At 68.2% G+C, this 23,842-nt stretch carries 33 protein-coding genes; 15 read left to right on the forward strand and 18 right to left on the reverse strand.

The window, feature by feature from the left end:
- Window positions 1-7 precede the first annotated feature (7 nt).
- Entirely contained in the window at window positions 8-418 is a 411-nt protein-coding gene (locus A5648_RS19815) for a hypothetical protein (RefSeq protein WP_065026280.1), read from the forward strand.
- A gap of 249 nt (window positions 419-667) precedes the next feature.
- Here A5648_RS19815 and A5648_RS19820 read toward each other — a convergent pair whose 3' ends face one another.
- The gene (locus A5648_RS19820) at window positions 668-1,651 is read right to left on the reverse strand and encodes a TIGR03557 family F420-dependent LLM class oxidoreductase (protein WP_065026184.1); all 984 of its coding nucleotides are present in this window, start codon (window positions 1,649-1,651) and stop codon (window positions 668-670) included.
- A gap of 79 nt (window positions 1,652-1,730) precedes the next feature.
- Here A5648_RS19820 and A5648_RS19825 point away from each other — a divergent pair, with 79 nt between their 5' ends.
- Both A5648_RS19825 and A5648_RS19830 read left to right on the forward strand, forming a co-directional pair.
- Window positions 1,731-2,738: an iron-containing redox enzyme family protein gene (locus tag A5648_RS19825; protein WP_065026185.1), complete on the forward strand. Its 1,008-nt coding sequence runs from the start codon at window positions 1,731-1,733 to the stop codon at window positions 2,736-2,738.
- Window positions 2,739-2,929: 191 nt separating this feature from the next.
- Window positions 2,930-3,367 carry an STAS domain-containing protein gene (locus A5648_RS19830; RefSeq protein ID WP_234787487.1) on the forward strand — a complete coding sequence of 146 codons (438 nt, stop codon included), beginning with the start codon at window positions 2,930-2,932 and terminating at the stop codon, window positions 3,365-3,367.
- 2 nt (window positions 3,368-3,369) lie between these two features.
- On the opposite strand, the gene A5648_RS19835 is transcribed toward A5648_RS19830, so the two are convergent.
- Window positions 3,370-5,523 carry a catalase gene (locus A5648_RS19835; RefSeq protein ID WP_065026186.1) on the reverse strand — a complete coding sequence of 718 codons (2,154 nt, stop codon included), beginning with the start codon at window positions 5,521-5,523 and terminating at the stop codon, window positions 3,370-3,372.
- 89 nt (window positions 5,524-5,612) lie between these two features.
- Here A5648_RS19835 and A5648_RS19840 point away from each other — a divergent pair, with 89 nt between their 5' ends.
- From A5648_RS19840 to A5648_RS19850, 3 genes are read left to right on the forward strand one after another with little or no spacing between them, the layout of a single operon-like run.
- Complete coding sequence (locus A5648_RS19840) at window positions 5,613-6,296, forward strand: HAD family hydrolase (protein ID WP_065026187.1); 684 nt, start codon at window positions 5,613-5,615, stop codon at window positions 6,294-6,296.
- Window positions 6,289-7,092, forward strand: coding sequence for a BON domain-containing protein (locus A5648_RS19845; protein WP_065026188.1), 804 nt, complete (start codon window positions 6,289-6,291; stop codon window positions 7,090-7,092). Before A5648_RS19840 ends, A5648_RS19845 begins: the two co-directional genes overlap by 8 nt.
- Window positions 7,089-7,847, forward strand: coding sequence for a metallophosphoesterase family protein (locus A5648_RS19850; protein ID WP_065026189.1), 759 nt, complete (start codon window positions 7,089-7,091; stop codon window positions 7,845-7,847). Before A5648_RS19845 ends, A5648_RS19850 begins: the two co-directional genes overlap by 4 nt.
- On the opposite strand, the gene A5648_RS19855 is transcribed toward A5648_RS19850, so the two are convergent.
- The 8 genes from A5648_RS19855 to A5648_RS19890 are packed head-to-tail and all read right to left on the reverse strand — an operon-like array spanning window position 7,781 to window position 12,306.
- A complete protein-coding gene (locus A5648_RS19855; RefSeq protein WP_207511780.1) occupies window positions 7,781-9,553 on the reverse strand; it encodes a complex I subunit 5 family protein in 1,773 nt (590 codons plus the stop codon). The genes A5648_RS19850 and A5648_RS19855 overlap by 67 nt on opposite strands.
- Window positions 9,554-9,559: 6 nt before the next feature.
- Window positions 9,560-9,904: a sodium:proton antiporter gene (locus tag A5648_RS19860; RefSeq protein WP_065026190.1), complete on the reverse strand. Its 345-nt coding sequence runs from the start codon at window positions 9,902-9,904 to the stop codon at window positions 9,560-9,562.
- Entirely contained in the window at window positions 9,901-10,644 is a 744-nt protein-coding gene (locus tag A5648_RS19865; RefSeq protein WP_065026191.1) for an MnhB domain-containing protein, read from the reverse strand. Before A5648_RS19865 ends, A5648_RS19860 begins: the two co-directional genes overlap by 4 nt.
- The gene (locus A5648_RS19870; protein ID WP_065026192.1) at window positions 10,641-10,892 is read right to left on the reverse strand and encodes a Na(+)/H(+) antiporter subunit B; all 252 of its coding nucleotides are present in this window, start codon (window positions 10,890-10,892) and stop codon (window positions 10,641-10,643) included. Before A5648_RS19870 ends, A5648_RS19865 begins: the two co-directional genes overlap by 4 nt.
- Window positions 10,889-11,179, reverse strand: a complete 291-nt coding sequence (locus tag A5648_RS19875; RefSeq protein ID WP_065026193.1) for a hypothetical protein — start codon at window positions 11,177-11,179, stop codon at window positions 10,889-10,891. The genes A5648_RS19870 and A5648_RS19875 overlap by 4 nt, the downstream gene beginning before the upstream one ends.
- Window positions 11,176-11,430 (reverse strand): MrpF/PhaF family protein, encoded by a 255-nt coding sequence (locus tag A5648_RS24245; RefSeq protein ID WP_065026194.1) that lies wholly within the window; start codon window positions 11,428-11,430, stop codon window positions 11,176-11,178. The genes A5648_RS19875 and A5648_RS24245 overlap by 4 nt, the downstream gene beginning before the upstream one ends.
- Entirely contained in the window at window positions 11,427-11,909 is a 483-nt protein-coding gene (locus tag A5648_RS24250; RefSeq protein ID WP_065026195.1) for a Na+/H+ antiporter subunit E, read from the reverse strand. The genes A5648_RS24245 and A5648_RS24250 overlap by 4 nt, the downstream gene beginning before the upstream one ends.
- Window positions 11,893-12,306 carry a ChaB family protein gene (locus A5648_RS19890; RefSeq protein ID WP_064857207.1) on the reverse strand — a complete coding sequence of 138 codons (414 nt, stop codon included), beginning with the start codon at window positions 12,304-12,306 and terminating at the stop codon, window positions 11,893-11,895. The genes A5648_RS24250 and A5648_RS19890 overlap by 17 nt, the downstream gene beginning before the upstream one ends.
- Before the next feature lie 110 nt (window positions 12,307-12,416).
- On the opposite strand from A5648_RS19890, the gene A5648_RS19895 reads away from it, so the two are divergent.
- Complete coding sequence (locus A5648_RS19895; RefSeq protein ID WP_065026196.1) at window positions 12,417-13,523, forward strand: hypothetical protein; 1,107 nt, start codon at window positions 12,417-12,419, stop codon at window positions 13,521-13,523.
- 30 nt (window positions 13,524-13,553) lie between these two features.
- Here A5648_RS19895 and A5648_RS19900 read toward each other — a convergent pair whose 3' ends face one another.
- Genes A5648_RS19900 through A5648_RS19915 form a run of 4 tightly spaced genes read right to left on the reverse strand, consistent with a single transcriptional unit; the run spans window position 13,554 to window position 17,476 of the window.
- The gene (locus A5648_RS19900; RefSeq protein WP_065026197.1) at window positions 13,554-14,555 is read right to left on the reverse strand and encodes an SDR family oxidoreductase; all 1,002 of its coding nucleotides are present in this window, start codon (window positions 14,553-14,555) and stop codon (window positions 13,554-13,556) included.
- On the reverse strand, window positions 14,552-16,225 hold the full coding sequence (locus tag A5648_RS19905) for a GMC family oxidoreductase (RefSeq protein WP_065026198.1): 1,674 nt from the start codon (window positions 16,223-16,225) through the stop codon (window positions 14,552-14,554). The genes A5648_RS19900 and A5648_RS19905 overlap by 4 nt, the downstream gene beginning before the upstream one ends.
- Window positions 16,225-16,971, reverse strand: coding sequence for a gluconate 2-dehydrogenase subunit 3 family protein (locus A5648_RS19910; RefSeq protein WP_065026283.1), 747 nt, complete (start codon window positions 16,969-16,971; stop codon window positions 16,225-16,227). The genes A5648_RS19905 and A5648_RS19910 overlap by 1 nt, the downstream gene beginning before the upstream one ends.
- Before the next feature lie 7 nt (window positions 16,972-16,978).
- Window positions 16,979-17,476 carry a hypothetical protein gene (locus A5648_RS19915; RefSeq protein ID WP_065026199.1) on the reverse strand — a complete coding sequence of 166 codons (498 nt, stop codon included), beginning with the start codon at window positions 17,474-17,476 and terminating at the stop codon, window positions 16,979-16,981.
- A gap of 130 nt (window positions 17,477-17,606) precedes the next feature.
- Here A5648_RS19915 and A5648_RS22960 point away from each other — a divergent pair, with 130 nt between their 5' ends.
- From A5648_RS22960 to A5648_RS19930, 5 genes are all read left to right on the forward strand, one after another.
- On the forward strand, window positions 17,607-17,852 hold the full coding sequence (locus A5648_RS22960) for a hypothetical protein (RefSeq protein ID WP_082966604.1): 246 nt from the start codon (window positions 17,607-17,609) through the stop codon (window positions 17,850-17,852).
- A gap of 14 nt (window positions 17,853-17,866) precedes the next feature.
- Window positions 17,867-18,022 carry a DUF6131 family protein gene (locus tag A5648_RS24160; protein WP_165607377.1) on the forward strand — a complete coding sequence of 52 codons (156 nt, stop codon included), beginning with the start codon at window positions 17,867-17,869 and terminating at the stop codon, window positions 18,020-18,022.
- A gap of 129 nt (window positions 18,023-18,151) precedes the next feature.
- Entirely contained in the window at window positions 18,152-19,108 is a 957-nt protein-coding gene (locus A5648_RS19920) for a sensor histidine kinase (protein ID WP_065026200.1), read from the forward strand.
- Window positions 19,108-19,941 carry an MEDS domain-containing protein gene (locus A5648_RS19925; RefSeq protein WP_065026201.1) on the forward strand — a complete coding sequence of 278 codons (834 nt, stop codon included), beginning with the start codon at window positions 19,108-19,110 and terminating at the stop codon, window positions 19,939-19,941. Before A5648_RS19920 ends, A5648_RS19925 begins: the two co-directional genes overlap by 1 nt.
- Window positions 19,942-19,983: 42 nt before the next feature.
- The gene (locus A5648_RS19930) at window positions 19,984-20,844 is read left to right on the forward strand and encodes a cyclopropane mycolic acid synthase family methyltransferase (RefSeq protein WP_065026202.1); all 861 of its coding nucleotides are present in this window, start codon (window positions 19,984-19,986) and stop codon (window positions 20,842-20,844) included.
- 22 nt (window positions 20,845-20,866) lie between these two features.
- Here the strand turns inward: A5648_RS19930 and A5648_RS22965 are convergent, their stop codons facing one another.
- Complete coding sequence (locus A5648_RS22965) at window positions 20,867-21,214, reverse strand: J domain-containing protein (RefSeq protein WP_082966614.1); 348 nt, start codon at window positions 21,212-21,214, stop codon at window positions 20,867-20,869.
- Window positions 21,215-21,506: 292 nt separating this feature from the next.
- On the opposite strand from A5648_RS22965, the gene A5648_RS19935 reads away from it, so the two are divergent.
- Window positions 21,507-21,695: a hypothetical protein gene (locus A5648_RS19935; protein WP_131810601.1), complete on the forward strand. Its 189-nt coding sequence runs from the start codon at window positions 21,507-21,509 to the stop codon at window positions 21,693-21,695.
- On the opposite strand, the gene A5648_RS19940 is transcribed toward A5648_RS19935, so the two are convergent.
- On the reverse strand, window positions 21,685-22,107 hold the full coding sequence (locus tag A5648_RS19940) for an Hsp20/alpha crystallin family protein (RefSeq protein ID WP_275080653.1): 423 nt from the start codon (window positions 22,105-22,107) through the stop codon (window positions 21,685-21,687). The two genes, A5648_RS19935 and A5648_RS19940, sit on opposite strands and share 11 nt — an antisense overlap.
- 113 nt (window positions 22,108-22,220) lie before the next feature.
- Here A5648_RS19940 and A5648_RS19945 point away from each other — a divergent pair, with 113 nt between their 5' ends.
- Together A5648_RS19945 and A5648_RS19950 are read left to right on the forward strand one after the other, a co-directional pair.
- Window positions 22,221-22,619 carry a MerR family transcriptional regulator gene (locus A5648_RS19945; protein ID WP_065026204.1) on the forward strand — a complete coding sequence of 133 codons (399 nt, stop codon included), beginning with the start codon at window positions 22,221-22,223 and terminating at the stop codon, window positions 22,617-22,619.
- Window positions 22,619-22,825: a hypothetical protein gene (locus A5648_RS19950; protein ID WP_065026205.1), complete on the forward strand. Its 207-nt coding sequence runs from the start codon at window positions 22,619-22,621 to the stop codon at window positions 22,823-22,825. The genes A5648_RS19945 and A5648_RS19950 overlap by 1 nt, the downstream gene beginning before the upstream one ends.
- A 15-nt stretch (window positions 22,826-22,840) precedes the next feature.
- On the opposite strand, the gene A5648_RS19955 is transcribed toward A5648_RS19950, so the two are convergent.
- Together A5648_RS19955 and A5648_RS19960 are read right to left on the reverse strand one after the other, a co-directional pair.
- The gene (locus A5648_RS19955; protein WP_065026206.1) at window positions 22,841-23,062 is read right to left on the reverse strand and encodes a CDGSH iron-sulfur domain-containing protein; all 222 of its coding nucleotides are present in this window, start codon (window positions 23,060-23,062) and stop codon (window positions 22,841-22,843) included.
- Complete coding sequence (locus A5648_RS19960; RefSeq protein ID WP_065026285.1) at window positions 23,059-23,742, reverse strand: HemK2/MTQ2 family protein methyltransferase; 684 nt, start codon at window positions 23,740-23,742, stop codon at window positions 23,059-23,061. The genes A5648_RS19955 and A5648_RS19960 overlap by 4 nt, the downstream gene beginning before the upstream one ends.
- Window positions 23,743-23,842: the final 100 nt, after the last annotated feature.

Here is a 23,842-nt window from a genome sequence, read left to right on the forward strand (position 1 = left end):
CTCGGACATCGAGCCCATCGAGATCAATGCCGGCCCGTGGTATCTACGGATGCCACGGGCCGACTCTCGCGTCGATGACCGTCCCACGCTGACCGATCTCGGCGAGACCGACCCGGACTACGTGACGAAGGCGGCCGCCGGCTGGGCCGAGGACACCCGCTACCTGTGGGCGGTGTGCGAGCCGACCACCGGCGAGGTGCTGGCCGAGGTAACGCTCAACCCGGTCTCCGGCGAGATCGCCACCCGCAGCCGGGTGGGCCAGGAGGAGGCGACGCGGACCGGAGCCGAAGCGGTGTCTCGGTTCGCCGCCGGAGCGCTAGGTCTGACGCCGGTGATGGGCGGTACTGCGGGCGGTGCTGCGAGCGGCGCGGTTTCGTCCGACGAAAATCCAGGACACACCCGCGACGAACAGCACTAAGAGCAGAATTCCGAAGCCCACCGCCCATCCGGTGTGATGCTGCGTCGCGGCGCTGACCAATCCCACCAGCGCCAGTACCGCCATCACCAGCATCGCCAGCCCGGGGGCCTCACGGCGGTCCTTGAAGACCATCCCGGCACGCGGTTGCGTCGTGCGCGCCTCATCGATAGGGTGCTCGGTCTCACTCATGGATTCCTGATACCCCCGGGGGCCCGAAGCGAAACCCTCTGCGCTGATGGCGGCGACCTGCTACGCCGCGTCGCGCAGCGCTGCGAGCAGCGGCTCCGCGGCCTCCTTGAGGAAGGCCTCCTGGGTCTCCCCGCCGATCTGGATGAGCGCGATATCGGTGAAACCGGCTTCGGCGTAGGCGCGCACCGCCTCGACGATCGCGTCCAGATCGGGACCGCACGGGATGGCGTCCGCGACATCCTGCGGCGTGACGAACTGGGTGGCGGCAGCGAACGCTGCCGGCGTCGGCAGCTCCGAGTTGACCAGCCACCCGCCGCCGAACCAGCGGAACTGCTGGTGGGCGCGCTGCACCGCGGCATCCCGGTCGCGGTCCCAGCACACCGGTAGCTGTCCGATGACCCGGCCGCCTTCCAGCCCGGCGGACTGGCGCGCGGTATGCCACGCGTGGACCAGGTCCGCGTCGGGCTGCACCGCGATCAGGTCGTCGGCGGCGGCGCCGAATCTCGCCACGCCCTTCTCGCCCGACATCGCGACGGCCAGCGCGACCGGGATCTCGGGCAGGTCCCACAGCCGGGCCTGGTCCACCTGGAAGTGGTCGCCGCGCAAGGTGACCGTCTCCCCCATCAGCAGCTCACGGATGATCTTGATCGCTTCGCCGAGCATGGCCTGGCGCTGCCGGACGTTCGGCCAGCCGGCGCCGGTGACGATGTGCTCATTGAGGTTCTCCCCGCTGCCCAGGCCCAGCGTGAACCGGCCGTCGGCAAGGATCTGCACCGTGGCCGCCTGCTGCGCCACCACCGCCGGGTGGTAGCGCATCGTCGGGCAGGTCACATATGAGCACAGCCCCACCCGTTCAGTGGCGTGGGCCACCGCCCCCAGCACCGCCCAGGCGTTCGGAGCGTGGCCCTGCGAGGCCAGCCAGGGTGAGAAGTGATCGCTGCACACCTCGAAGTCGAAACCGCGTTCTTCCGCGGAGACGGCATAACGGACAAGGTCTTTGGGCCCGTTCTGCTCGGTCATCAGGGTGTAGCCGAACCGTGTCATGGTCCCCGGGGTACCCAACGGCCGATCGCCGAAACGGCGCCGTCGTTTGGCCTTGGCCGCGCCGGGGGTATCCGCGAGCGTGACTATTGCACCTCTTCGCACCGAGCCCGCGCTGCCCGTCGCGAGCGGGCCCCTGTCGTCCGCGGTCTGCGAGCTGCTCCGCCGGCCCGCGGGCGACACCGCAGGATTCGCTGCCCGCACGGCCGGCGCGGACCCGTACGGCCGGGATCTACAGCTGGCCCTCTACGTCTGCTACGAGCTGCACTACCGCGGCTTCGCCGGAGTGGACCCGGAGTGGGAATGGGATGCCACATTGTTGGAACTGCGCGCCCGGTTGGAGCGCGCCTTCCTCAATAGTGTCCGCGAGGACGTCGGAACGATACCGCCGGACACTACTGCAAACGATGAAATGGCCTCTGCCGCAACCGAGCCCGTGCGCGGTAGCGGCCCGTCGTGGTATTTGCGCGAAAGCGGCACCTGGGAGCAGGCCCGTGAGTACTTCGTGCACCGGTCGCTGTATCACCTCAAGGAGGGCGATCCGCACGCCTTTGCCATCCCGCGCCTGACCGGGCAGGCCAAGGCCTCCTTCGTCGCCATCGAGTTCGACGAGTACGGCGCCGGGCGCGGCCGGCGGGTACACCAGCAACTCTTCGCCGACCTGCTCACCGCCGCCGGATTGAATGCCGATTACCTCGCCTACCTGGACTTTGTCCCCGCCGAGACGCTCGCGGTGGTGAACCTGATGTCACTGTTCGGGCTACATCGCCGGTGGCGGGGCGCGGCCGTCGGGCACTTCGCCTCGACGGAGATCACCTCCCCGCCCGGGTCCAGCCGGCTGGTCGCCGCGCTGCGGCGGATGGGCGCTCCCCAGGCGTGCGTGGCGTTCTACGCCGAGCACGTCGAGGCGGACGCGGTACACGAACAGGTGGTGCGCGTCGATGTGGTCGAGGATCTGATCCGCCAGGCGCCGGAGCTGGAGGCCGACGTGGTGTTCGGCATGCGGGCCCGCGACGCGGTGGAGAACCGACTTGCCGATCTCATGATGTCGGCGTGGTCTGCGGGGCGATCTTCGCTACCCACGATGTGAAACTTAAGCTTTCACTGGGATTTTGCGTAAATCGTGGTTGATCCTTTGCCAATCGCAGCGGCTCTGGGTAACGTCTGATTCCTCCGGTTGAGTTCACAGCCGCACTTGAACGTCACCGTGTTTATGCGTCTCGGGAAGAGATTACGCTGACGTGATCCAACAGCACGATACGTCGACTGATGGAGCCACAAATGAGCACCAGCAAGATGACTGAAGCCGCGTTCGTTACTCCCGCAACGGAAGCCACCCAGGCCTGGCGCAATCACACCGCCAAATTCACCGTGCACTGGGGCCGCGCAGGAGCAGTGGTCGCTGCGGACGGCGAGATCGACGCGGCCAACGCCGGCCCGTTCGCTGATTACGCCAAGCGCTGCGCCGACTGCTGCGAATGGCTCATTCTGGATTTGGCCGAGTTGACTTTCATTGGCACGGTCGGGTTTACGGCTCTTCAGTCGATCAGCGCGCGGTGCGCCACCGCACGGACCAGGCTGATGGTGATACCGAGCCCGGCGGTGACCAGCGTGCTCCGGATCTGTGACCCGCAGTCGCGCCTCCCGCTGGTGGCGTCGCTGACGGACGCCCTGGCCGACGTGCAGAAGTCCGGCCGTCCGCTGCGCGCGGTGACCTGAGCCTAGGCAGGCACCGCGTCTGCGGCCCGGTCCCAGGCGCGGTGCTTGGCCAGCTCGGCGGCGAACGCGTCGAAGAAGTCGTCGTTCAGGTCGTCCGCCGCTGCCGCCGTGGTGACCACCCCGGCCGAGACGGTGACGGCTACGTCCTCGGCCAGCCTTTCGGTGATCCCCGCCTTGGGTAGCAACTCCACCCCCGCCCCGAACGCCCCGACGGCCTTGAGGTGCTTGTAGGCCTCGGTGATGAAGTGCATCGCGTAGCCGTCTTGCGACAGGGTGCGCATCGCGTCCGGACCGCACGGCACCACCACCGCGTCGTAGAGCACCGAGGCCATGGTGGTGATAGCCCGGTCGACGCTCAGCTGCCCGCCCGAACCTCCGGCCAGCTCTCCGCCGGCGGTCGGCGCCAGCACCTCGGCGATGGCGCCGCGCTCGCGCATCGCCGCCACGAAGCGTTCAACACCCGCCACGTCGACGCCGTCGGCGGCCAACACCGCGATCTTGCGGCTTTCGATGCTGGGGACACCTCGCGCATCCGGCGGAAGGGTGGCGCTGTGCAGCTGCGAGAGCGCCGGCGACACCACGGCCTTCTCCGCGGCCTCGTCGAGCGGCTGCTCCTTGGGCGCGGGCAGGCCCAGCTGCTCGGCCACCTGGCTGGCCAGGCCATTGTCGATGCGGTTGAGTTGTTCGACCACGCGCTCACGGATCTCGACGGCCTCGCATTTGCCCAGTTCGAAGGCGTACGCGGCGACGATGTGTTTGGCCTCGGTGTCGGACATGCTCTTGTAGAACATCCGCGCCTGGCTGTAGTGGTTCTCAAAGCTTGCGGCGCGTTTGCGGATCTTGTCGCCGTCCACCTTCTGGGTGTAGTGCCGGAACACGTCGGCGTCCCCCCCCGATCCCGCCAGCGCCGGGCAGCCGCCGCCCAGCGAGTTCTTGTAGTAGCTGGTCTTGCCGACCGGGATGGCGTGCTGGCTGTAGCCGTCGTGCTGGTTGGTGCGCACTTCGGCCACCGGCCGGTTGATCGGCAGATGATTGAAGTTCGGTCCGCCGAGCCGGATCAACTGGGTGTCCAGGTAGGAGAAATTGCGGAACTGCAACAGCGGGTCGTTGGTGAAGTCGATTCCCGGCACGACGTTGGCGGTGCAGAACGCCACCTGCTCGGTTTCGGCGAAGAAGTTGTCCGGGTTGCGGTTGAGCACCATTTTGCCCACCGGACGAACCGGGACCTGTTCTTCCGGAATGATTTTCGTGGCGTCCAGCAGGTCGAAATCGAAATTGAATTCGTCGCTCTCGGGCACCAATTGCACCCCGAGCTCCCACTCCGGGTACTGGCCGGCCTCAATCGAGTCCCACAGGTCGCGGCGGTTGAAGTCCGGGTCTTTGCCGGCGATCTTCTGGCATTCGTCCCAGATCAGCGAATGCACGCCGAGCTTGGGCTTCCAGTGGAACTTCACAAAGGTGCCCTGACCCTTGGCATTGACGAAGCGGAAGGTGTGCACGCCGAAGCCCTGCATCATCCGGTAGCTGCGCGGCAAGGAGCGGTCCGACATCAGCCACATGATGGCGTGCAGCGTCTCCGGCTGCAGCGACACGAAGTCCCACAGCGTGTCGTGGGCGGACTGCGCCTGCGGGATCTCGTTGTCCGGCTCCGGCTTCACCGCGTGCACGAAGTCGGGGAACTTGATCCCGTCCTGGATGAAGAACACCGGGAAGTTGTTGCCCACCAGGTCGTAGTTGCCCTGCTCGGTGTAGAACTTGGTGGCGAACCCGCGCACGTCGCGCACGGTGTCGGCCGAACCGCGGGAACCGGCCACGGTGGAGAACCGCACGAACACCGGGGTCTGGGTGCCCGGGGTGGTCAGGAACTTCGCCGCCGTGTACTCGGCGAGCGAATCGTCGTAGGGCTCGAAGTAGCCGTAGGCCCCGGCCCCGCGGGCGTGCACCACCCGCTCCGGGATCCGCTCGTGGTCGAAGTGCATGACCTTCTCACGGGCGTGGAAATCCTCCAGCAACGTCGGCCCGCGTTCCCCGGCCGTCAGCGCGTCGTCGGTGTGGTCCACCCGCACGCCCTGCTGAGTGGTCAGGTAGCCGGACTGCCGGTCGTACCGGTGGTCGTCGAGCTGTCGCTGCTTGGGGTCACGGTCGTCGGTAGCCACCGCTGGTCCTCTCTGGGTAGGGGGACGGTATGGGGGTATTCCCTCGGTGGGTATCCCAGCCGGGACATCCGCAAACGAAAGGGACACTCGTGACCGCCCAAGCCGCTGTGTTGTTCGATGTCGACGGCACCCTGGTGGATTCCAACTACCTGCATGTGCACGCCTGGCGGCGCGCGTTCGCCGAGGTGGGCATCGAGGCCGAATCCTGGCGCATCCACCGCGCCATCGGGATGGACGGATCCATATTGGTGCGGCTGCTCTCCGATGACGCACCCGAGGACGTCCGCGCACGGCTCAAGGACCTGCACTCCCGCTACTACCTGGAGTCGGCGGCGCTGTTGTCGCCGCTTCCGGGCGCCCGGCCGCTGCTGGAACGTATCGCCGCGCTCAACCTTCCGGTGGTGCTGGCCACGTCGGCGCCCGACGACGAACTGGCGGTGCTGCGAAAGGTGCTGGACTGCGACGACCTGGTCGCCGCGGTCACCTCGTCGGCCGACGTCGACGTCGCCAAACCGCACCCGGGGATCATCGGGACCGCGTTGGACCGGATCGGCGCAACGGCCGACCGGGCGGTTTTCGTGGGCGACGCGGTCTGGGACGCGCAGGCGTGCGTGCGCGCCGGAGTACCCAGCATCGGTGTGCTCAGCGGCGGGGTGTCCCGCGCTGAGTTGGAAGCCGCAGGCGCGGTGGGCGTTTTCGACAACGCCGAGGATCTGCTGGCGCACCTCGACCAGACGCCGATCGCCGACTTGGGGCGAGCCGGACATGGATGAGAATGCGTTTCTGACCACGCTGATCCGGGCGATGGGCGCCTTGCAGCGCGCCGACGTGCCGTTCGCCCTGGCCGGCGGAGCGGCGGTCTACGCCCGCGGCGGCCCGCACTCCCACCACGACATCGACCTGCTGGTCGAACCGTCCGACGCCGAGCGGGCCGCCGAAGCCCTCGCCGCCACCGGCATGTCGCGGTTCCAGCCGCCCGAGGACTGGCTGCTCAAGGTCTTCGACGGCGACGTGCTCATCGATCTGATTCATCGCCTGGGTGACACTCCGGTGAGCGCCGAGACGATTTCGCACGCCCCGCTGCTTCCGGTCGGTTCGCTGAGTGCGCGCGTCATCAGCGCGACCGAGCTGATGGTGCAGAAGCTCGCGGTGCTGGATTGTCACCGCTGCGACTACGCCGAGCTTCTCGTGGTGGCGCGCATCCTGCGGGAACAGGTGGATTGGGCCCAGGTCCGTTGGCGTCTGCGGGACTCGCCGTTCGCCAAGGCGTTCTGGCAGCTGCTGTGCGGGCTGTCCATCATCGAGTGCGAACACTTCCCTGAGCCCGAGGCGCCGGCCCATCTGGTCGCCGTGGTCCGGCGCAAACTCGCCGAAGACCCAGAGATCGGCGAACTGGGAATCGGAATCGAAATCGACTCCGGCACAGTGTGTCTGACCGGTTCGGTCAACGGCCCGCAACGCCGGGCGGCGATCGAGGCCGCTGTCGCCGGCATGGTGCGGCCGCGCACCGTGGTCAACGACATCGAAGTGGTCCAGCTGTGCGAGCCGGTCGAGCAGGTGACCGGGTGATCCGGGTAGCCGCGGTCGGCGACATCCACCTGGGCGAGGACTCGCGGGGCACGATGCGCTGGCACGACATCGACGAACGAGCCGACCTGCTGCTGGTGGCCGGCGACCTGACCTGCCACGGCACCGCCGCCGAGGGCCGCGTGGTCGCCGACGAATTGACCGCGTGCCCGGTGCCGGTGGTATGCGTGCTCGGCAACCACGACTACCACCAGAACCAGCAGGACGAGATCACCGCGGTGCTGCGCGACGCCGGCGTCGTCGTGCTCGAAGGCCAGACGCACACTGTCGACGTCGCGGGCCGGCGGGTCGGGGTGGCCGGTGTTAAGGGATTCGGCGGCGGGTTCGCCGGGAAATGTGCGACCGCGTTCGGCGAACCGGAGATGAAGGCATTCGTCGCCGCCACCAAGACGGCGTCGGCGGCGCTGCGCGCGGGCCTGCGGGCGCTGGACACCGACTACCGGATCGCGCTGCTGCACTACTCCCCGGTCGCCGACACCCTGCACGGCGAGCCGCCGGAGATCTACCCGTTCCTGGGGTCGTGCCTGCTGGCCGAGTCGATCGACGACGCCGGCGCCGACCTCGCCCTGCACGGCCACGCGCACTCCGGGACCGAGGCGGGCCGCACCGCGGGCGGGGTCCCGGTGCGCAATGTCGCTCAGCCGCTGATCCGGGCGCCCTACACCGTCTATCACGTCAACGGCGTCCCCACCGCCGCGGCAAGCGCCGCCAGCGCGGCGAACATCCACGCCAGGTAGTCGCCGATGTGGCCGGAATGCGCTGCGCGCAAGGCGCTGAGCACCGGCGCGGTGAGGGTCCCGGCCGTGCGGCGAATCGCCGCAGGCCAGCGGTGCAGCCCGGCGGCCGCCACCCCCGCCGCCACCGCACAGCCGAGCACACCCAGCCCGGCGCCGAGCACCGACCAGGAGGACGCCGCGGTGGCAGCCCCGGCGCCGACGAACCGGTGGGCGGCGGTGTCGGCGCCGCGCGCAACCGCGGGCAGCACCCCGGCCGCCAGGCAACCGGCCAGCAGCAGAGCGATTGCGGTGTACATGCTGGGCGGTGTCCGCCGCAGCCAGGTGTCGGGTTGCTCGTCGCCTCTGGTGGTCCGCCCGAGATCGTCGGACGGCTCGGACCGGCCACCGAGGCCGGTGAAGCAGCGGATGCCGGCGCGTAGCACCGCACCGCCGGTGAACGCCGAAACACCCAGGAACAGCGCCCCCGATCCCCAGCCGCTGCCCAGGGCCTCCTCGCAAAGGGATTTGCCCAGCGCGGTACCGAACGGCGGCAGCCCGGCCAGTGCGACGGCCGCCGCGGCGTAGCAGGCCGCCAGCACCGGCTGGCCCCGGCCGCGGCCGACCAGCTCCCATTCGTCGACACTGTGGTGGCGGTCCAGCAGGATCCCGACTATCAGGAACAGCGCCGACTTGGCGCCGGCGTGCCCGATCGCATACACCGCCGCGCCGCCCACCCCCTGCGAGCTCAGCGTCGCGGTGGCGACCAGCAGTAACCCCATGTGACCGACCGTCGAATAGGCCAGCATCCGCTTGAGGTGCCGCTGCAGCACACACATCACCGAGCCGACGACCGCGGTCAGCACACCCGCGGCCACGAAGACGCGACCGATCACGGCCGGCGGCAACACCCCGGCGAACACCACCCAGTAGACCCGCCAGAGCCCGTAGAGCCCGAGTTCGACCATGACCCCGGAGAAGAGCACGCACACCCCCGCGGGTGCGACGGCATGCGCGTCGGCGAGCCAGAAGTGCAGCGGCACGATCGCGGCTTTGACCAGCAATGCCGCCGAGACCAGCACGAAGGCGGCCACCACCAGGGCATCGGGCGGGCCGCCCCGCAATGCCGCACCCAGTTGAGCCATGCCCAGCTGGCCGACCCGGGCATAGAGCATGCTGACGCCGACCAGGGTCACGCATGCGCTGAGCGATTGGATGATCCCGAAGTTGAGCGCGCCCTGGATCGCCGAGCGGTCTTCGATCTTGATACCGGTCAGCGCGTAAGCGACCGCGCCCATCAGCTCCAAGAACACGAACAGGTTGAACAGGTCCGCGGCCAGGACGAATCCGTTCATCGCGGCCAGGAAGATCAACAGCAGTGCGTCGAAGCGGGTATCGGCCTCGTCGAGTCCGCGGCGACTGTAGAGCGCCGCACACCCGGTCAGCGCCCCGATCAGCACCGCCAGTCCCGCCGACAGCGGATCAGCCGCCAGGGCGATACCGACCGCCAGCCCGTCGCGCGGCTGCCAGCCCCCGCTCCAGGCCACCACGGTGCGTCCGGCTGCGGCACTCAGCACATAGCCGGCGGCACCGGTGGAGGCCGCCGAGGTGGCCAGCACCACCGCGTTGGCAAGGGAGTTGGACAGCCGACGGCCCAGCCCCAGTAGCAGACACGCCACCAGGATCGGCACCGCGACCAGCAGCGGCAGCAGGGTGGTCGCGGCCGGCACGGCGGCTCAGCCCCGCAGCGCCGACAACTGATCCGGGTCCAGGGTGTGGTGGCGCTTGTGGACCTGGATGGCCAATGCCAGCAGGAGCGCGGTGACGGTGGCCTGAATGACGATGTCGGTCAACGTCATCGCCTGCACCACCGGATCCACCACGGCCGTCGATGCCGGAGCGTCGACGAAGATCGGCGGCGCTCCGCCCTGTTGGTAGCCGACCGCCAGCAGCAACAGGTAGGTGCCGGACTGCGCCACCGATAGACACACCACCGCGTGGATCAGGTTGCGGCTGCGGACGATTCCGAAGGAACCGACCAGCACCAGCCAGCCCGCCACCCCGTAGATGTAGGTGCTCACGAACGCTCCTTCCGCGGAGCGACGGTGATCTCCTGCGCCAGGAACTGCGCCAGCAGCACGGTCATGCCGCACGCCACCGCCACCCCGACCGCCGCGTTGAGCAGCGGTACCGACCCCGACGACAGCAGCTGGCCGCGCGTGCCGGTCGGCAGCAGGTTGACCAGGAATGCCCCGCCGGTGATCAACCCGGCGGTCCCGATACCGGCGAACGCCGCCGCGCCCAGGGCCTCGCCGATGTCGAAGACGTTGACCGGACGCAACCGGTCCAGCGCCCGGAAGCTCCCGGTGATGTAGAGCAGGTGCAGACCGGTGGCCAGCACCACCCCGCCCTGGAAGCCGCCGCCCGGTGTCAGGTGCCCGTGCAGCACCACGTCGAGTCCCATCGCCAGCGTCACCGGCAGCAGCAGGTAGCCGACGAATCGGGTGGCGTCCAGGGCCGCGCGACGATCGCTGTCGTGGTATTCGCGCTCCTCCACAGCCGGACGCAGCAGCGCCATCACGCCGGTCACCGAGGCGACGAGAATCGTCTCCTCGCCGAACGTGTCCAGGGCGCGCTGGTCGAAGTTCACTGACGCGACCACGTTGGCCGTGGCGTGGGAAAACGCTTCCCGCACCGCAAGATCCCGATACAGGTGGTGGTCGTGGCCGAACGCGGGAAGTTCGGCGAAGCCCAGCCACAGCAGCAGACCCACCCCGGCCGCTCCGACGAGGAACAGCGCCGTTCGCCAGGTGCGGGTCACCGGCCGACCTCGCGATGCCGGCGCTGCACCGTCCGGACGGCGAGCATGACCATCAGCGGCACCACCACCCCGCCGATCAGCAACTGGGACAACGCCACATCGGGCGCCTGCAGCATCACGAACAACACGGTGAGCGCCAGCCCGAACACCGCCAGCACGATCGCCTGCCGGTGCGGATCAGCGGTCATGGCGACAACAGTCCCGGTGACACCGACCAAGGTGACGGAGACCAGGATCAGCGCGGTCATGGCGGCGAATCCGCTTCCGCCACACCGGCTTCCTGCGCAGTCAGCCGAGCGGTGGCCGCTGACATCGCCGGGGCGGTGAGCAACACCAGCCCGACGATCACCGCGACCATCGCGGATGCTTCGGTCCAGCCCCGGTGCATGATCAAGCCCAGCCCGGTCAGCGGAAAGCCCACCGAGGTGGTCACGGCCAGCAGGTGCAGTTGGTCGACCACTTGTAGGGCGGCCGCCGCCAGCGCGCAGCAGACCATCACCGACACCCCGGCGAAGACCAGCAGCCAGGCGATCACGGCTCGCCCGCCAGCAGTCGGGCGTAGACCAGGGTCCCGGGAAAGGTGACCAGCGCCAGCACCAAGGGGACGATCAAAGCCCAGTCCTGGCCCCAGGAGATCGCCAGCACCACCAGCATCCCGATCGCGCCGATACCGGCGAATTCCAGACCGACCAGGCGCCGCCGGGGAGCGCCGCGAGCGGCGATCCAGGCGCCGGGCAGGAACACCCCGAGCTGCAGCACCAGCGCGGCCAGCTCTCCTGGGCTCACCGCCCCACCGCCGTCTCCAGCGCGCCCGGCCGCTGGCCGACCCGGTGCACCAGCACCGACCGGGCAGGATTGTCGAGCACAACGGTTCCCGGGGTCGTGGCCAGCGCCAGCGTCGCGACGGCCCGGCGGCCGGCGGCCACCGGCCCGGCTTCGTCTGGCAGGGCCACCGGGGCGATCGCCGACTGGGAACGCCGCGACGGGACCAGAATGTAGGCCCACACCTGGGCGGTTTGCTTGAGCACCTCGCCGGCAACCGTGGGAATCCAGCGCAGCCATCCCGGCTGGAACCGCCAGCTACCGGAGTTGGCATGCCGGGCCGCGCGGGCGGCCACCGCACACGGCAAGGTGCACAGCGCCGCCGCCACCAGCTCCTGCGCGGTGCGCTCGGTCAGCGTCACCACCCACAGTGCGGTGGGTATCAGCCACCACAGCAGGGTTTCGCCGACCGCTCTGACTAACCGGCTACCGCCCGCGGACACGGCGGTTGTGCTTCTTGATCGCCGTGACCAGTTCCGATTTCCGCATCGTGGAGCGCCCGTGAATGTCCAGGCGGCGCGCCACGTCCATCAGATGCGCCTTGCTGGCGTTGGCGTCGACTCCCTCGGCGGACGGCCCCGAGTTGTTCGGCCCGCCACCGGCGGCACGCTTGTCGGAGGGGCCGCGCTTCTTCTTGGCCTCCCAGTGATCCCCGACCTTCTCGAAACTGTGCTTGAGCGCCGCGTAGGCAACCCGGTGCGCGCGCTGCTCGCTGCCGTACTCCTTGGCGGCCGCGTCGTGCGCTTTGGCGAAAGTGCGTTGCGCCTTGGCGCTGGAGCGTTGCAGTGTGCTGGGCAACTCGCCTTGCTTGGCGGCGCCGCTCTTCGTCGTCTTGGGCATGAGTCCTCCAATCAGCCAGTCTCGGCGGCATACCCGCCGAAACGCTTCGGCAACCATTTCCTCCCGGTGAGCACGTTTGCCGAGGCGCAGACCGGGCAACCCGGATAGCCGTGGATGCCGAACGTTTCCGTCAATTGCTCACCGCCCGTGCCCCGTTCATCTCGGTGTACTTCGAGGACTCGCACGACACCGAGGACGCGGCGACCAAGCTCGACCTCACCTGGCGCGAGGTGAGCGAACAGCTCACCCGACAAGGCGCAGACCAGCGGCTCGTCGATGAGATCGAACGCGCCGTGCTGGATCTGCGCCCACCGGTCGGCAAGAGCGGTCGCGCGGTGATCGCCGGCGCCGACGGCGTGCTGCTCAACGAGCATCTGCAGGTTCCCACCGCCACCACCGTCCGGCTGTCGCGGCTTCCCTACCTCGTGCCGGTCGTCGAGCACGGCTTCGCGCAGCTGAGCTACGTGTTGGCGGAGGTCGACCAGACCGGCGCCGATATCACCCTGAATGCCAACGGCACCCTGCGTTCGGAAACCGTTGACGGTGGCGGGTATCCGGTCCACAAGGCCGCCGGAGCCGAGACTCCGGGTTATGGGGATCCGCAGCCGCATGTGGAGGAGGCCGCCCGCAAAAACATCCGTGCAGTCGCCGCTCGGCTGGCCGAACTCGCCGACACCGCCGGGTCGAATGCGGTGTTCGTCGTCGGTGAGGTGCAGTCGCGTTCGGCATTGCTGGAGGCCTTGCCGAAACGCATCGCCGAGTTGGCATGCGAGCTGTCGGTCGGCGCACGGCACAGTGGCCACGACTCCGGCGAGCTGCAGGACGCGATCGAAGCCGAATGCCTGCGACGGCAACTCGAGGACATCCAGGACACGGTGCAACGCTTCACCGCCGAATCGGGCCGGCTCTCCGGGCTGGCGGTCGAAGGGCTCGCGGCGGTGTGCGCCGGGCTGACCCAGGGTGCGGTGGAGACGCTGATCATCGGAGACATGGGTGACGCGACCGTGGTCGCCGACGCCGACCTGACGGTCACCGCGGCGGACCCGGACACGCTCTCGGCATACGGTGCGGCCCCGGCGCATACGCTGCGGGCCGATGAGGCGCTGCCGTGGGGCGCCATCGCCATCGGTGCGGCCGTCGTCGGCGGCGGCGAGGCGGTCGATCCGGCCGACGGCGTCGCGGCGGTGCTGCGCTACCCGCCGACGGCATCGGCCTAACCGGCCTGATTCGGGCCCGAAGCGCCCTGGTCAACGCCGCCGCGCGGCGGCCAGCACACCGGCCCCCGCCACGCCCAGCGCGGTGGCCGCTGTAGCGACCAGCCCGGCGTGCCGCGAGGCCCAGATCTGCGGGCTGTGCGCATGCGAGGAGTCGTCGAACACACCCCGCGCGCCGTGATCGGTGGCGGCGTCCACCGGCTCCCACAGGTTCTGCACCGCGGTGCCGTCGATGTATTCGCTGGTCTGCTGCGAGTCATAGCCGGTACGGGCCAGGTAGCGGTCCAGCAGCGGTGCGGCGACCTTCTGCGCCAGCAAGGTGGCGACGGTGCTCTCTCCCGCCCAGTACTGCTTGTGCCGAGGGTGATCGGCGGCATGCAACACGGCCCGGGCGACCAGCTGCGGCTGGTAGATCGGCGGCACCGGCTGCGGGTGGCGAGGCAGCCGGGAGAGCACCCAGGAGAACTGGGGGGTGTTGACCGCCGGCATCTGAACGATCGTGATGTTCACCTTCGAGCCTTCGTGCAGCAGCTCGCAGCGCACCGATTCGGTGAATCCGTTGACCGCGTGCTTGGCACCGCAATACGCCGATTGCAGCGGAATCGAGCGCTCCCCCAGCGCCGAGCCCACCTGCACGACGGTGCCGCGGTCGCGGGGCTTCATCCGGGCCAGCGCCACCATGGTGCCGTAGACGAAGCCGAGGTAGCTGACCTCGGTCACCCGTTTGAATTCCGCGGGCCGGATCTCGCTGAACGGCGCGAACACCGATGTGAAGGCGACGTTGACCCAGATGTCGATCGGGCCGAGTTCGGCTTCGACACGGTCGGCGGCGGCTTCCACCGCCGCATGGTCGGCGACGTCGGTGGGAATAGGCAGCGCGGTCCCACCGGCTTCCTTGACATCGCTTGCCGCGCCCCGCAATCCGGCTTCGCCCCGAGCCAGCAGGGCCACGTTGTCCCCGCGCGCACCGAACTGTTGCGCGACGGCGCGACCGATCCCGGCGCTGGCCCCGGTGACGACGACGGTGTGTGTCATGACGGGCTTCCCTTCTGCAAGAGGCGCTTCCCGGCAAGCCGCTCCGCGAGCCGGGAGGCGAGCGCCATGATGGTGAGGGCCGGATTGGCCGACCCCTGGGTCGGGCACACCGAGCCGTCGGAGAGGAACAGGTTCGGCACCCCCCACACCCGATGGTCGGAATCGACGACGGAGTTCTCCGGGGCGGTGCCCATCCGGGCGCCCCCGATCAGATGGGCATAGCGCTGGATGGTCAGCACATCCTGCGCTCCGGCCGCATACAGGATGTCGGTGATCACCTTGGTGGAGTACTCCATGTTCGCCTTGTCGTTGTCGCAGCGGCTGTAGTCCATTCGGGCCACCGGTATGCCGTAGCAGTCGGTTTCGTCAGCCAACGTGATCCGGTTGTCCGGCCGCGGCAGCAGTTCATTGAGCACGCCGATCGTGCTCCAGTGGTTGTAGTCGCGCATGTATTCACGCAGCGCCCGCCCCCAGTGCCCGTCGGCGAGCACGTGCTCGGACCAGCCGATCGGCAGCGGTGACACCGTCTGGATGGAGAAGCCGCGGGCGAATCCGCGGGCGGTGTCGGTTTCGTAGAACTGCTCGCTGCTCACCTGCGGCGGCGGCGCCTTGTACATCCGCAGCTCTTCCGGCCATCGGCCCGCGGTCTGGGCGGCGCCCTGGACCATGACGTAGCGCCCGACCTGATCGGTATTGTTGCCCAGCCCGTGCGGAAATCGGGCGCTGGTCGAATTGAGTAGCAGCCGCGGAGTTTCAATGGAGTAGCCGGCGACCGCGACGACTTTGGCGCGCTGCAGGTGCTCGCTGCCATGGCTGTCGAAGTAGACGACACCGCGCGCGGCTCCGGTGTCGTCGAGTTCGATGCGGGACGCCATGCAGTCGGCCCGGATCTCCACGCCATGTGCCAGCGCATCGGGCAGATGGGTGACGTAGGGGCTGGCTTTGGCGTTGACCTTGCAGCCCTGCAGGCAGTAGCCCCGGTAGATGCAGTGCGGCCGGTTCCCGAAGGTGCCGTTGACGATTCCGACCGGGCCGACCCGCATCTCGATCCCCAGATTGCGGGCACCTTCCCACAGCTTCGATGCGGCACCGGAGATCGGGTGCGGCGACGCCGGATAGCGGTGTGGATAGCCCCACGGCCAGTTCTGCCCGGCCACCGGCAGTTCGGCTTCCAGCACTTCGTAGTGCCGGCGGATGTCCTCGTAGTCGATCGGCCAGTCCACCCCGACGCCGTCAAGGCTGCGCGTGCGCAGGTCGCTGGGGTGGAAACGCGGGCAGTAGCCGGCATAGTGCACCATCGAGCCGCCGACGCCACGCCCGGAGTTGTTCTTGCCCAACTCGATCGGGTCATCCCCGCCGATGATGCGCTTCTGTGTCCAGTACAGCGGATGGGAGCCGGCTTCGTCGGAGACCCAGTCGCTGTCGGGATGCCAGAACGGACCCGCCTCGATGATCACGATGCGCCAGCCGGCCCGCGCCAGCCGTTGTGCCAGCACCGACCCCCCGGCGCCCGCGCCGACGACCACCAGGTCGACCTCATCGTCGGTCGCATATCGGCGCATCGTCTGCTCGCCGGGCAACTGCCGCGACTGCACATCGAGCAGGAACCGTGAGTCATTGCCGGGTGGGCCCAGCGATCCCTTGAGCAGGCCGCGCCAGAAATCGCCCACTACGAATCCTCTTCCTGCACCAGCTCTACCGGGTCTTCGTCGGTGGCGCCCGGGGCCTCGAACGGTTCGCGCACCGCGGACGGTCCGCTGGGGCCGCCCAGCCGCATGAAGCCGCGCGGGTACGCCGGCCCGCCGAATCCGATCTCGTTCCAGGCCCATGGGTGTGAGTAGAACGCCGACAACGTCATCCGCATACACACCGACCAGGCCCGGCTCGAGTTCAGCTGCGCGAAGCCGCCTTCCTGCAACCAGCCCCGGGAGAACTGGTTGACCAGCGCCAGTTGGGTGGCCACCTCGGCGTCGGCGAACGATGCCCGGCCGTACCGGTCCCGGGCGGCCTCGTCCAGTCCCTGCAGCACCAGCCGCCAGGTGTCACGGTCGTCGGGCATGTCGGCGTACTGATAGCCATCGAGCCGGCCGTCTGCCAGTTTGGCGTCGATGAACTCGGCCACCGGCACCCGGGGCTCGGCGTCTTGTGCCAGCACGATGTCGCAGAACGCCCGTAGGGTGGGCTCCTCGGCGGCGGTGAAGAACCGTAGCGGCCCCGGCGGCTCCAGCCGGTCCAGCACCACTTTTCTGGTGGCCTCGTCCCAGCTGTCTTGGGACTCGAGCACGTCGAAATCCGGGTAGCGCCCGATCATCTGCGGTGTGGTGCCGCGGCGCTGGCGAGGCAGCCAGGACGGATGTGGCGGTTGACGATCCGCCCGTAGGTTGGGTAGGTGGTCGGGAAGGGAGGTGTCGGCCATGGGCACCTCAGCGCTCGCGACGCAGCACCGCGGCCAACAGGCCCATCCCGCCCACCATGGCCATCAGGCCGGGCGCCGCGATGGGCGGACCCATCGGAACGTTGTAGGACGCGTTCTTCCAGCCGCCGGGCTTGCGGGCTACCCCGCGAGCGTGCAGGTACTCACCCAGCAGGCCGTTGGCGGCGTAGATCCCGGCGCTCAACGGCAACCAGCGTTTGGCCCAGCGGCGGGAGAACACGCCGCCGATGCCTGCCACCACCACCGGCGGCGTGACCAGCACCGGGCTCCACATCCACTTGTTGCCGAAGCCGGCCTTGTAATGCTCGAGATAGATCTCGGCGGTCGTCACCACCGCCGCCACCGCCGTCATCGCCGACAACGACCTCTCGAACCGGCCGTGTGCGACGTTGCGTAACAGGTGGTCGACAAGGTCGCCGGCCTCGCCGATCCACTCCGCGTGACTGCCCGCTCGCAGGCCCGATTCGCCGGTGCCCAGCAACATCATCTGCGCTCCGTCCTGTCATTCTTCCGTCCAACTCGGCCGCAGTACCCCGCTGCTGCCGGGGTCAAACATCGCCGTGCGGACCGCCAGGTTTCAACAGCGAGAGAAGCGGGAATTGATCGGGTACAGGTGAATGGAGGGACGGATGCGGTTCGGTGGGTTAGCCGGGGCGATTGTGCTGATATGGCTGCTTATCGGCGTCGTCGCCGCCTGGCAACGTGATTATTTCCGCGGTGGTCAAACCAGTTGTGCCACTGCCGGAACCATCGCTGTTACCACGCTGGCGGGCCCCTTGAACTATGCCGGATACAACCCGGTCGTGACGGATTGCCGTTTGCCGCAGCCCTCTTCGTCGGGTGTAGTCAGTTCGGTTGTTTAGAGAAGGGATTGGTGATGATCGCGCTCGGAGTGATCCTGCTTATTCTGGCCCTCGTTTTCAAGATCAACATCTTGTGGACGATCGGAATCATTCTGCTGGTTATCGGCGCAGCACTGTGGATCCTGGGCGCTGTCGGTCGTCCGGTCGCGGGCCGGCGCTACTGGTATTGATCAGTACCGCTGGGCGCCTTTCCCGCGCGCGGTCAAGCTAACGGTCGCTTACCCTCCCAGTGGCGGGCGGCCGCGTTAGACTGGCGAGGTTCTGCGGCCCGCTCACGGTAGACAACGGGGGCACATGCGATGACCGGCACGGCCGACGACGATCGCGGCACTTTCAGTCATATCGCGCTGTTCTACCGATCGCCGCGCGAATACTTGGATTCCATCTGCCCGTTCGTGAGCGACAGCGTTGTCGCCGGATTTCCCGTCTTGGTGGCTGTGCCAGAGCCCAACCTCTCACTGCTGCGCGATAGCCTCCCCCGAGGGATCGCCGAGGGCGTGACGCTGGCGGACATGAGCCAGGTAGGACGCAACCCCGGGCACATCCTCGGGGGCGTGATGGGCATGTTCGCCGCCGGTCACCCGTCCGGGCGGGTGCGGATGGTCGGCGAGCCGGTCTGGAAGGACCGGTCCGAGCAGGAGTATCCGGCCTGCGTTCAACATGAGGCGCTGGCCAACCAGGCGTTCACCGGCCGGGACATCACGCTGCTCTGCCCTTACGACGCAACGCAACTGGGCTCGGACATCCTCCTCGATGCGGAGATCACCCACCCGCGCCTGGACGGTGCCGGGCATCCGGAGCGAACCAGCGTGGGATTCGCCCCCGAGGCGGCCTGGGCCCGCTACAACGAGCCGCTGCCCAGCAGCCCGACGGCGGCGAGCTACACACTGAACCGGCTCGCCGATCTGTCGGCCGCCCGGGCGTTTTCCGCCAGATATGCCCGCTGGTTCGGTTTTTCCGCCGCCGACATCGCCGATCTGCAACTGATCGTCAATGAGCTGGCATCCAATAGCCTGCAGCACGGGAGCGGCCCCTGCACCGTGGCGCTCTGGGAGACCGACGGCCAATTGATCTGCCAGGTGCGCGACTCCGGCTACCTGGCGGACCCGATGGCCGGCCGATGGCCGCTCCGGCTCGACGACCACCAGGGACGCGGGCTGTTCGTGGTCAACGCGACCGCGGATCTGGTACGCATTCACAGCGCGGTAACCGGTACCACCGTGCAGGCACATCTGCGGATGAGGGAGCCGGCGTGATGGGAACCTTGCGGGCAGACCCGTCGGGCGAATTCGGACACATCGGCTGGCAGTACCAGGGCCACGACGAATTCCTCTGTCGGGCCGCGGAATACCTCGCGGTCGGCTTGAACCTGGACCAGCGGATGGTCTACGTCGGTGAGGAGGAACCCGCGGCGCTCCGGGCCGCTTTGGCTGCGGCCGGGCTCGGCGCCGGCGCGGACGAGGTGGACATCAAAGCCGTGCCGCAGCACTTCCGGTTCCGTGCGGGCGGTGACGTCGTCGATGCCGAGAGCATGGTCGAGCGCTATGCGGCCGCCGCGATCGCATCAGTCGCAGACGGCTATAGCGGTCTGCGGATTGTCATCGACGTGACACCGGTGGTTCGGACGCCGGCCCAGCGGGAGGCCCAAGCGGCCCTGGAGTTCCTCGGTGACCGGCGGATATCGACGCTGCCCGTCGCGGCGCTATGTGGTTACGACATCGCTGAACTCGGCGACGACGCTGCCGGGTTGTTGTGCCTGCACCCGGGGACCGGGCCGAGGCCGGTTCCGTTCCAGCTGTACACCCAACCCTCCCGGCGCAATGCGATCGCGCTGACCGGTGATCTCGACGCCGCGAGCGAGGCCCTGTTCATCGCCACCTTGCAGCGAATCCTGCCGCTGCTGTCGCACGGAACCCTGGACATCGACGCGCGGGAGCTGGAATTCGTCGGCCACCGCCAACTCGTCCTGCTCGACCGGTGCTGCGCCGCCCATGGCCGAACGGCGGTGCTGCGCAGCAATCTACCGACCGTGCACCGACTGTTCGAGCTGATCGGATTTCACAACGTCCGTCTCGACACCGCGGTGTGAAGCCTCCCGAACTGTCGAATGTCGGTGTAGCGTAAAAGATCGATGTCTGAGCTAGAACCCAAGTACGCCGAACTGCAATCGATCTACGACATCTCGAATGAGTTCTTCGAGCTGTTCCTAGGCCCCACGATGGGATATACCTGCGGGTATTACCAGCATCCGGAGACCACCCGCGATGAGGCGCAGAACGCCAAGTTCGACCTCGCCCTGGGAAAGCTGGGGCTGCAGCCGGGCATGACGCTGCTGGACGTCGGCTGCGGCTGGGGCGGCGGGATGCGGCGCGCACTGGAAGAATTCGACGTCAACGTCATCGGGCTGACACTCAGTGAGCGGCAACGCGAATACGCCATCGCCAAGCTGGCCGAGATACCCACGCAGCGCACCGTGGAGGTGCGTCTGCAGGGCTGGGAAGAATTCGATGAGCCGGTCGATCGCATCGTCTCCATCGGCGCCTTCGAGCACTTCGGGCACAAGCGTTACCCCGAATTCTTCAACATGGCCCACCGCGTTCTGCCGTCCGACGGGGCGATGCTGCTGCACACCATCACCGCGATCACCCAGGACGACGCGCAACGGCTGGGTCTTCCGCTGACCATGAGCTTGGCCCGATTCAACAAGTTCATCATGACCGAGATCTTCCCCGGAGGTCAGCTGCCGACGGTGTCCATGGTCGCCGACCGCGCGACCGAAGCCGGATTCACCGTCGCGCGCATCCATGAGATCGGGCCCAACTACGTGCGTACCCTTCAGGATTGGGCGGCGGCGCTGGCGGCCAACAAAGACAAGGCGATCGCAGCGCAGTCCGAAGCGGTCTATGACCGTTACGACAAATACCTCACCGGCTGCGTCAAGCTGTTTCGCGACGGCTACACCAGCGTCCACCAGTACACCCTGCAGAAGTGACCCGCCGACGCGGGTAGCCCAGTCAGCGGTGCCGACGCACCGGCCCGGCCCACAGGCCTGCTCGAGATTCGGGTGCCGATGGGCGACGGTAAGTGACCGGGATCTTCACCGGCCTTGCCGGATTCGCCGTGGGATGCTGTGGCCGGGGCGGATCGGCGTCGGCGTTCCGACGGCCGCCCCGACGCAGCGCGTCATGTGCCCGCAGCAGCTGCTGCAACTGTGCCGCCACGTCATCGGAAAGCTGCGAACGCGCAGATCCGGTGTCAGGGTGCAGGGCGCGCACCTTGGTGCGGAAGGCGTGGCTGATCTGAGCCGGAGTGGCCGAAGACATCACTCCCAGCACGTCGTAGGGATCAAAGCTCTCGCTCATCATGTTCCACCACGCTCGATCAGCAACGGAAGGCTTGTAGGGCGGCGTGGTCCCGCTGCCCCCTGCTCTCCCGGCAGCGGGACCACGCCGGACTCCGGTGTCGGGTAAGGGCTATCACCTCCCAGGTGCGAGCGGACAAGGCGGGCGGCGTCCCGGAGGCGACCGCTGCGTGGGCCACACCCGGCTGTTACGCCGCCGGGTGGCCCACCGGTGCGACCGGCAGGCCGGTAGTGGGACGCCACGCCGCCCAAGCGTGGCGCAACGAATGGCGAGCTGCGGGGGTCGGGACCGGGTGGCGGGCATTTCGGTGCGCACCGCGTGGCAGTGCTCCGGGATGGCGGCGCTCAGCAGTCGCAGCCATTCGGCGCGCACGATGCACTCCGCCTCGCCCAGCACCTCCGCGGTCAAAGTGTTGGTGGTCATGCTGCTCACCTCCTTCACCATGCAGGCCGCCTCCCGGCCCCTCGCAATCAGCCGTTGATGGCCCGCTCGCCGTGTCCACTGGCGACCTTGATCCGGCGCGGCTTCGCCTTCTCCGCAACCGGAATGGTCAGCCGAAGCACGCCGTCCTGGTAGCTGGCCTGGATCTGCTCGGCATCGAGGTTGTCGCCCAGAAACAGCTGGCGGCTGAACAGGCCGCGCGGCCGTTCCGCCGACACCATCTCGCGGCTCTGATCGAGGCCGGGCCGTTCGGCGTGCACGGTCAACACGTTGCGTTCGACATCGAGGTCCAAGGTGTCCGCCTGCACTCCCGGCAGGTCGAACTCGACGATGAACTGATCTCCGTCGCGCCAGGCGTCCATCGGCATCACCGCCGGCCGAGCCGCGGTGCCCAGGACTTGCTGGGTCCAGCGGTCGAGATCACGGAACGGATCGGTACGCATCAACATCATCTCCACCTCCTTGAACTGCGGCAGATCTTCTATGTCTGCCGACATAGATTTTTATATAGCACCGATGGTAGGTTCGTGCAAGAGGATCTCGCGACGAGTGGAAGCGACATGCGTTGACCGACGACATGAGTGCCCGATCCGGGCTTGGGGTATACAGCATTTCGGTGGCTGCCGAGCTGTCCGGTATCGGTCCGCAGACGTTGCGGCTCTACGAGAGCCGCGGCCTGCTCACCCCGGCACGCACCGCGGGGGGGACCCGCCGCTACAGCGATCACGACCTGATGCGGCTGCAGCGGATCGTGGAGTTGGTCGGTGAGGGGGTCAATGTGGCCGGTATCGGGGAGATCCTCGGTCTCGAAGCCCGCAACGCCCGCCTCGAGTCGGACAACAGCAGGCTCAGGTCCGATAACGACCAATTGAAGTCGGACTATGCCCTGCTCGCCGCCGAACGCGCAGTGCGACCGGACCAGGGCGCGCGGGCGCAGAAACGACAGAAACGAAAGGGGTCATGATGACGAACGCCGAAGGGCTGCCGCCGACCGAGGGCGTTCCGGAGGCCGATCTCGCCGAACAGCGAATCGACACCTCCGACGAGGACCACGGTCTGGATCCAGCAGACCTGGAAAACGTCAACGACATCGAGGCCAATCCTGCGGACCTGATCGAGCAGGCGACCAGCGTTCCGCTCCCCGACGAGGACTACGACTCCGGCCAGTAGCGCAGAACCGCCCCCCTACTCGGTTTCGGCCACGTCGTCGTCCACGTGGCGGCGCGCCGGTTCGCGGCGCCGGTGGCTGGTGTCGCAGAGCGGGTAATTGCGGCTGCGCCCGCAGGCGCAGATGGCGACCATGAACCGATCCGATTCGACGACGCCCTCGGGTGTCTCGATGCGTACCGGCCCGGGAACCAGAACCGGGCCGTTGCGGACCGGGCGTACCAGCCGCGGTTCGGTCATGGTTTGTCCGCCCGGATCACCACCAGCTGCTCTTCGCGGCAGCCGCGGGGCATCCGCCCGGTTCGTTCCAGCCAGCCGGCGCGCGCCGAGAGCACCGGCCCGAACGGAATCCACCGGGACGCCACGATGTCGGCGTCCAACCCGCCGTCTCGCAGCACTTTCAGCGACCTGCCGGTGTCTGCCAGGGCTGACTGGACCAACAGAAAGGAACCACCGCTGCGCAACAGCGTGCCGGCTGAGCGGCATAGCGGGTCGAGGATGATCCGGCCGTCGACACCGCCGTTCCACGACCACTCCGGGCCGCCGGCCGCCGGGATCGGGCCGCCGTGGCGCGGACTGGGCACATAGGGCGGGTTCGACACGATCAGGTCGAACGGGTCGCAGTCCAGCGCGCCGGTCCACGGGCCGTGCCGGATCTCCACATCCACCCCGGCAGCGCGCGCATTGTCCCGCGAGCACCGCACCGCGCGCGGACAGATGTCGAACGCGGTGACGCTGCCGGCGCCCATATCGGCCGCCGCGATCGCCACCACCCCCGAGCCGGTACACAGGTCGAGCACCCGGCTTGCGCGGGCCAGGCCCGACGATTCCATCGTCTCTATCAGCAGGTGTGAATCCTGCTGCGGGGCATAGACGCCGAGCGGAGTCAGTAAATCGGTCCTGGTAGCGGACGTGGCGATGATGGGGTTCACGCACCCGGTTTACCCGGCCACCGTCGCCGACAAACGCCGTTGCTCGGGCGCGAGACGTGCCATGGGCCGTTCGTCGGGCATACCCCTT

It is taken from the genome of Mycolicibacter sinensis (assembly GCF_001673565.1).
In the GTDB taxonomy this organism is placed as follows: domain Bacteria; phylum Actinomycetota; class Actinomycetes; order Mycobacteriales; family Mycobacteriaceae; genus Mycobacterium; species Mycobacterium sinense_C.

Bases quoted from the DNA above. Each gene is read 5' to 3' on its own strand.
- A5648_RS19820 (WP_065026184.1), bottom strand. From the start codon at position 1,651: ATGACACGGTTCGGCTACACCCTGATGACCGAGCAGAACGGGCCCAAA.
- A5648_RS19830 (WP_234787487.1), top strand. From the start codon at position 2,930: ATGAGCACCAGCAAGATGACTGAAGCCGCGTTCGTTACTCCCGCAACG.
- A5648_RS19845 (WP_065026188.1), top strand. From the start codon at position 6,289: ATGGATGAGAATGCGTTTCTGACCACGCTGATCCGGGCGATGGGCGCC.
- A5648_RS19870 (WP_065026192.1), bottom strand. From the start codon at position 10,892: ATGACCGCGCTGATCCTGGTCTCCGTCACCTTGGTCGGTGTCACCGGG.
- A5648_RS19890 (WP_064857207.1), bottom strand. From the start codon at position 12,306: ATGCCCAAGACGACGAAGAGCGGCGCCGCCAAGCAAGGCGAGTTGCCC.
- A5648_RS19900 (WP_065026197.1), bottom strand. From the start codon at position 14,555: ATGACACACACCGTCGTCGTCACCGGGGCCAGCGCCGGGATCGGTCGC.
- A5648_RS19910 (WP_065026283.1), bottom strand. From the start codon at position 16,971: ATGGCCGACACCTCCCTTCCCGACCACCTACCCAACCTACGGGCGGAT.
- A5648_RS19915 (WP_065026199.1), bottom strand. From the start codon at position 17,476: ATGATGTTGCTGGGCACCGGCGAATCGGGCCTGCGAGCGGGCAGTCAC.
- A5648_RS22960 (WP_082966604.1), top strand. From the start codon at position 17,607: ATGGAGGGACGGATGCGGTTCGGTGGGTTAGCCGGGGCGATTGTGCTG.
- A5648_RS24160 (WP_165607377.1), top strand. From the start codon at position 17,867: ATGATCGCGCTCGGAGTGATCCTGCTTATTCTGGCCCTCGTTTTCAAG.
- A5648_RS19920 (WP_065026200.1), top strand. From the start codon at position 18,152: ATGACCGGCACGGCCGACGACGATCGCGGCACTTTCAGTCATATCGCG.
- A5648_RS19925 (WP_065026201.1), top strand. From the start codon at position 19,108: ATGGGAACCTTGCGGGCAGACCCGTCGGGCGAATTCGGACACATCGGC.
- A5648_RS19930 (WP_065026202.1), top strand. From the start codon at position 19,984: ATGTCTGAGCTAGAACCCAAGTACGCCGAACTGCAATCGATCTACGAC.
- A5648_RS22965 (WP_082966614.1), bottom strand. From the start codon at position 21,214: ATGAGCGAGAGCTTTGATCCCTACGACGTGCTGGGAGTGATGTCTTCG.
- A5648_RS19940 (WP_275080653.1), bottom strand. From the start codon at position 22,107: ATGATGTTGATGCGTACCGATCCGTTCCGTGATCTCGACCGCTGGACC.
- A5648_RS19950 (WP_065026205.1), top strand. From the start codon at position 22,619: ATGACGAACGCCGAAGGGCTGCCGCCGACCGAGGGCGTTCCGGAGGCC.
- A5648_RS19955 (WP_065026206.1), bottom strand. From the start codon at position 23,062: ATGACCGAACCGCGGCTGGTACGCCCGGTCCGCAACGGCCCGGTTCTG.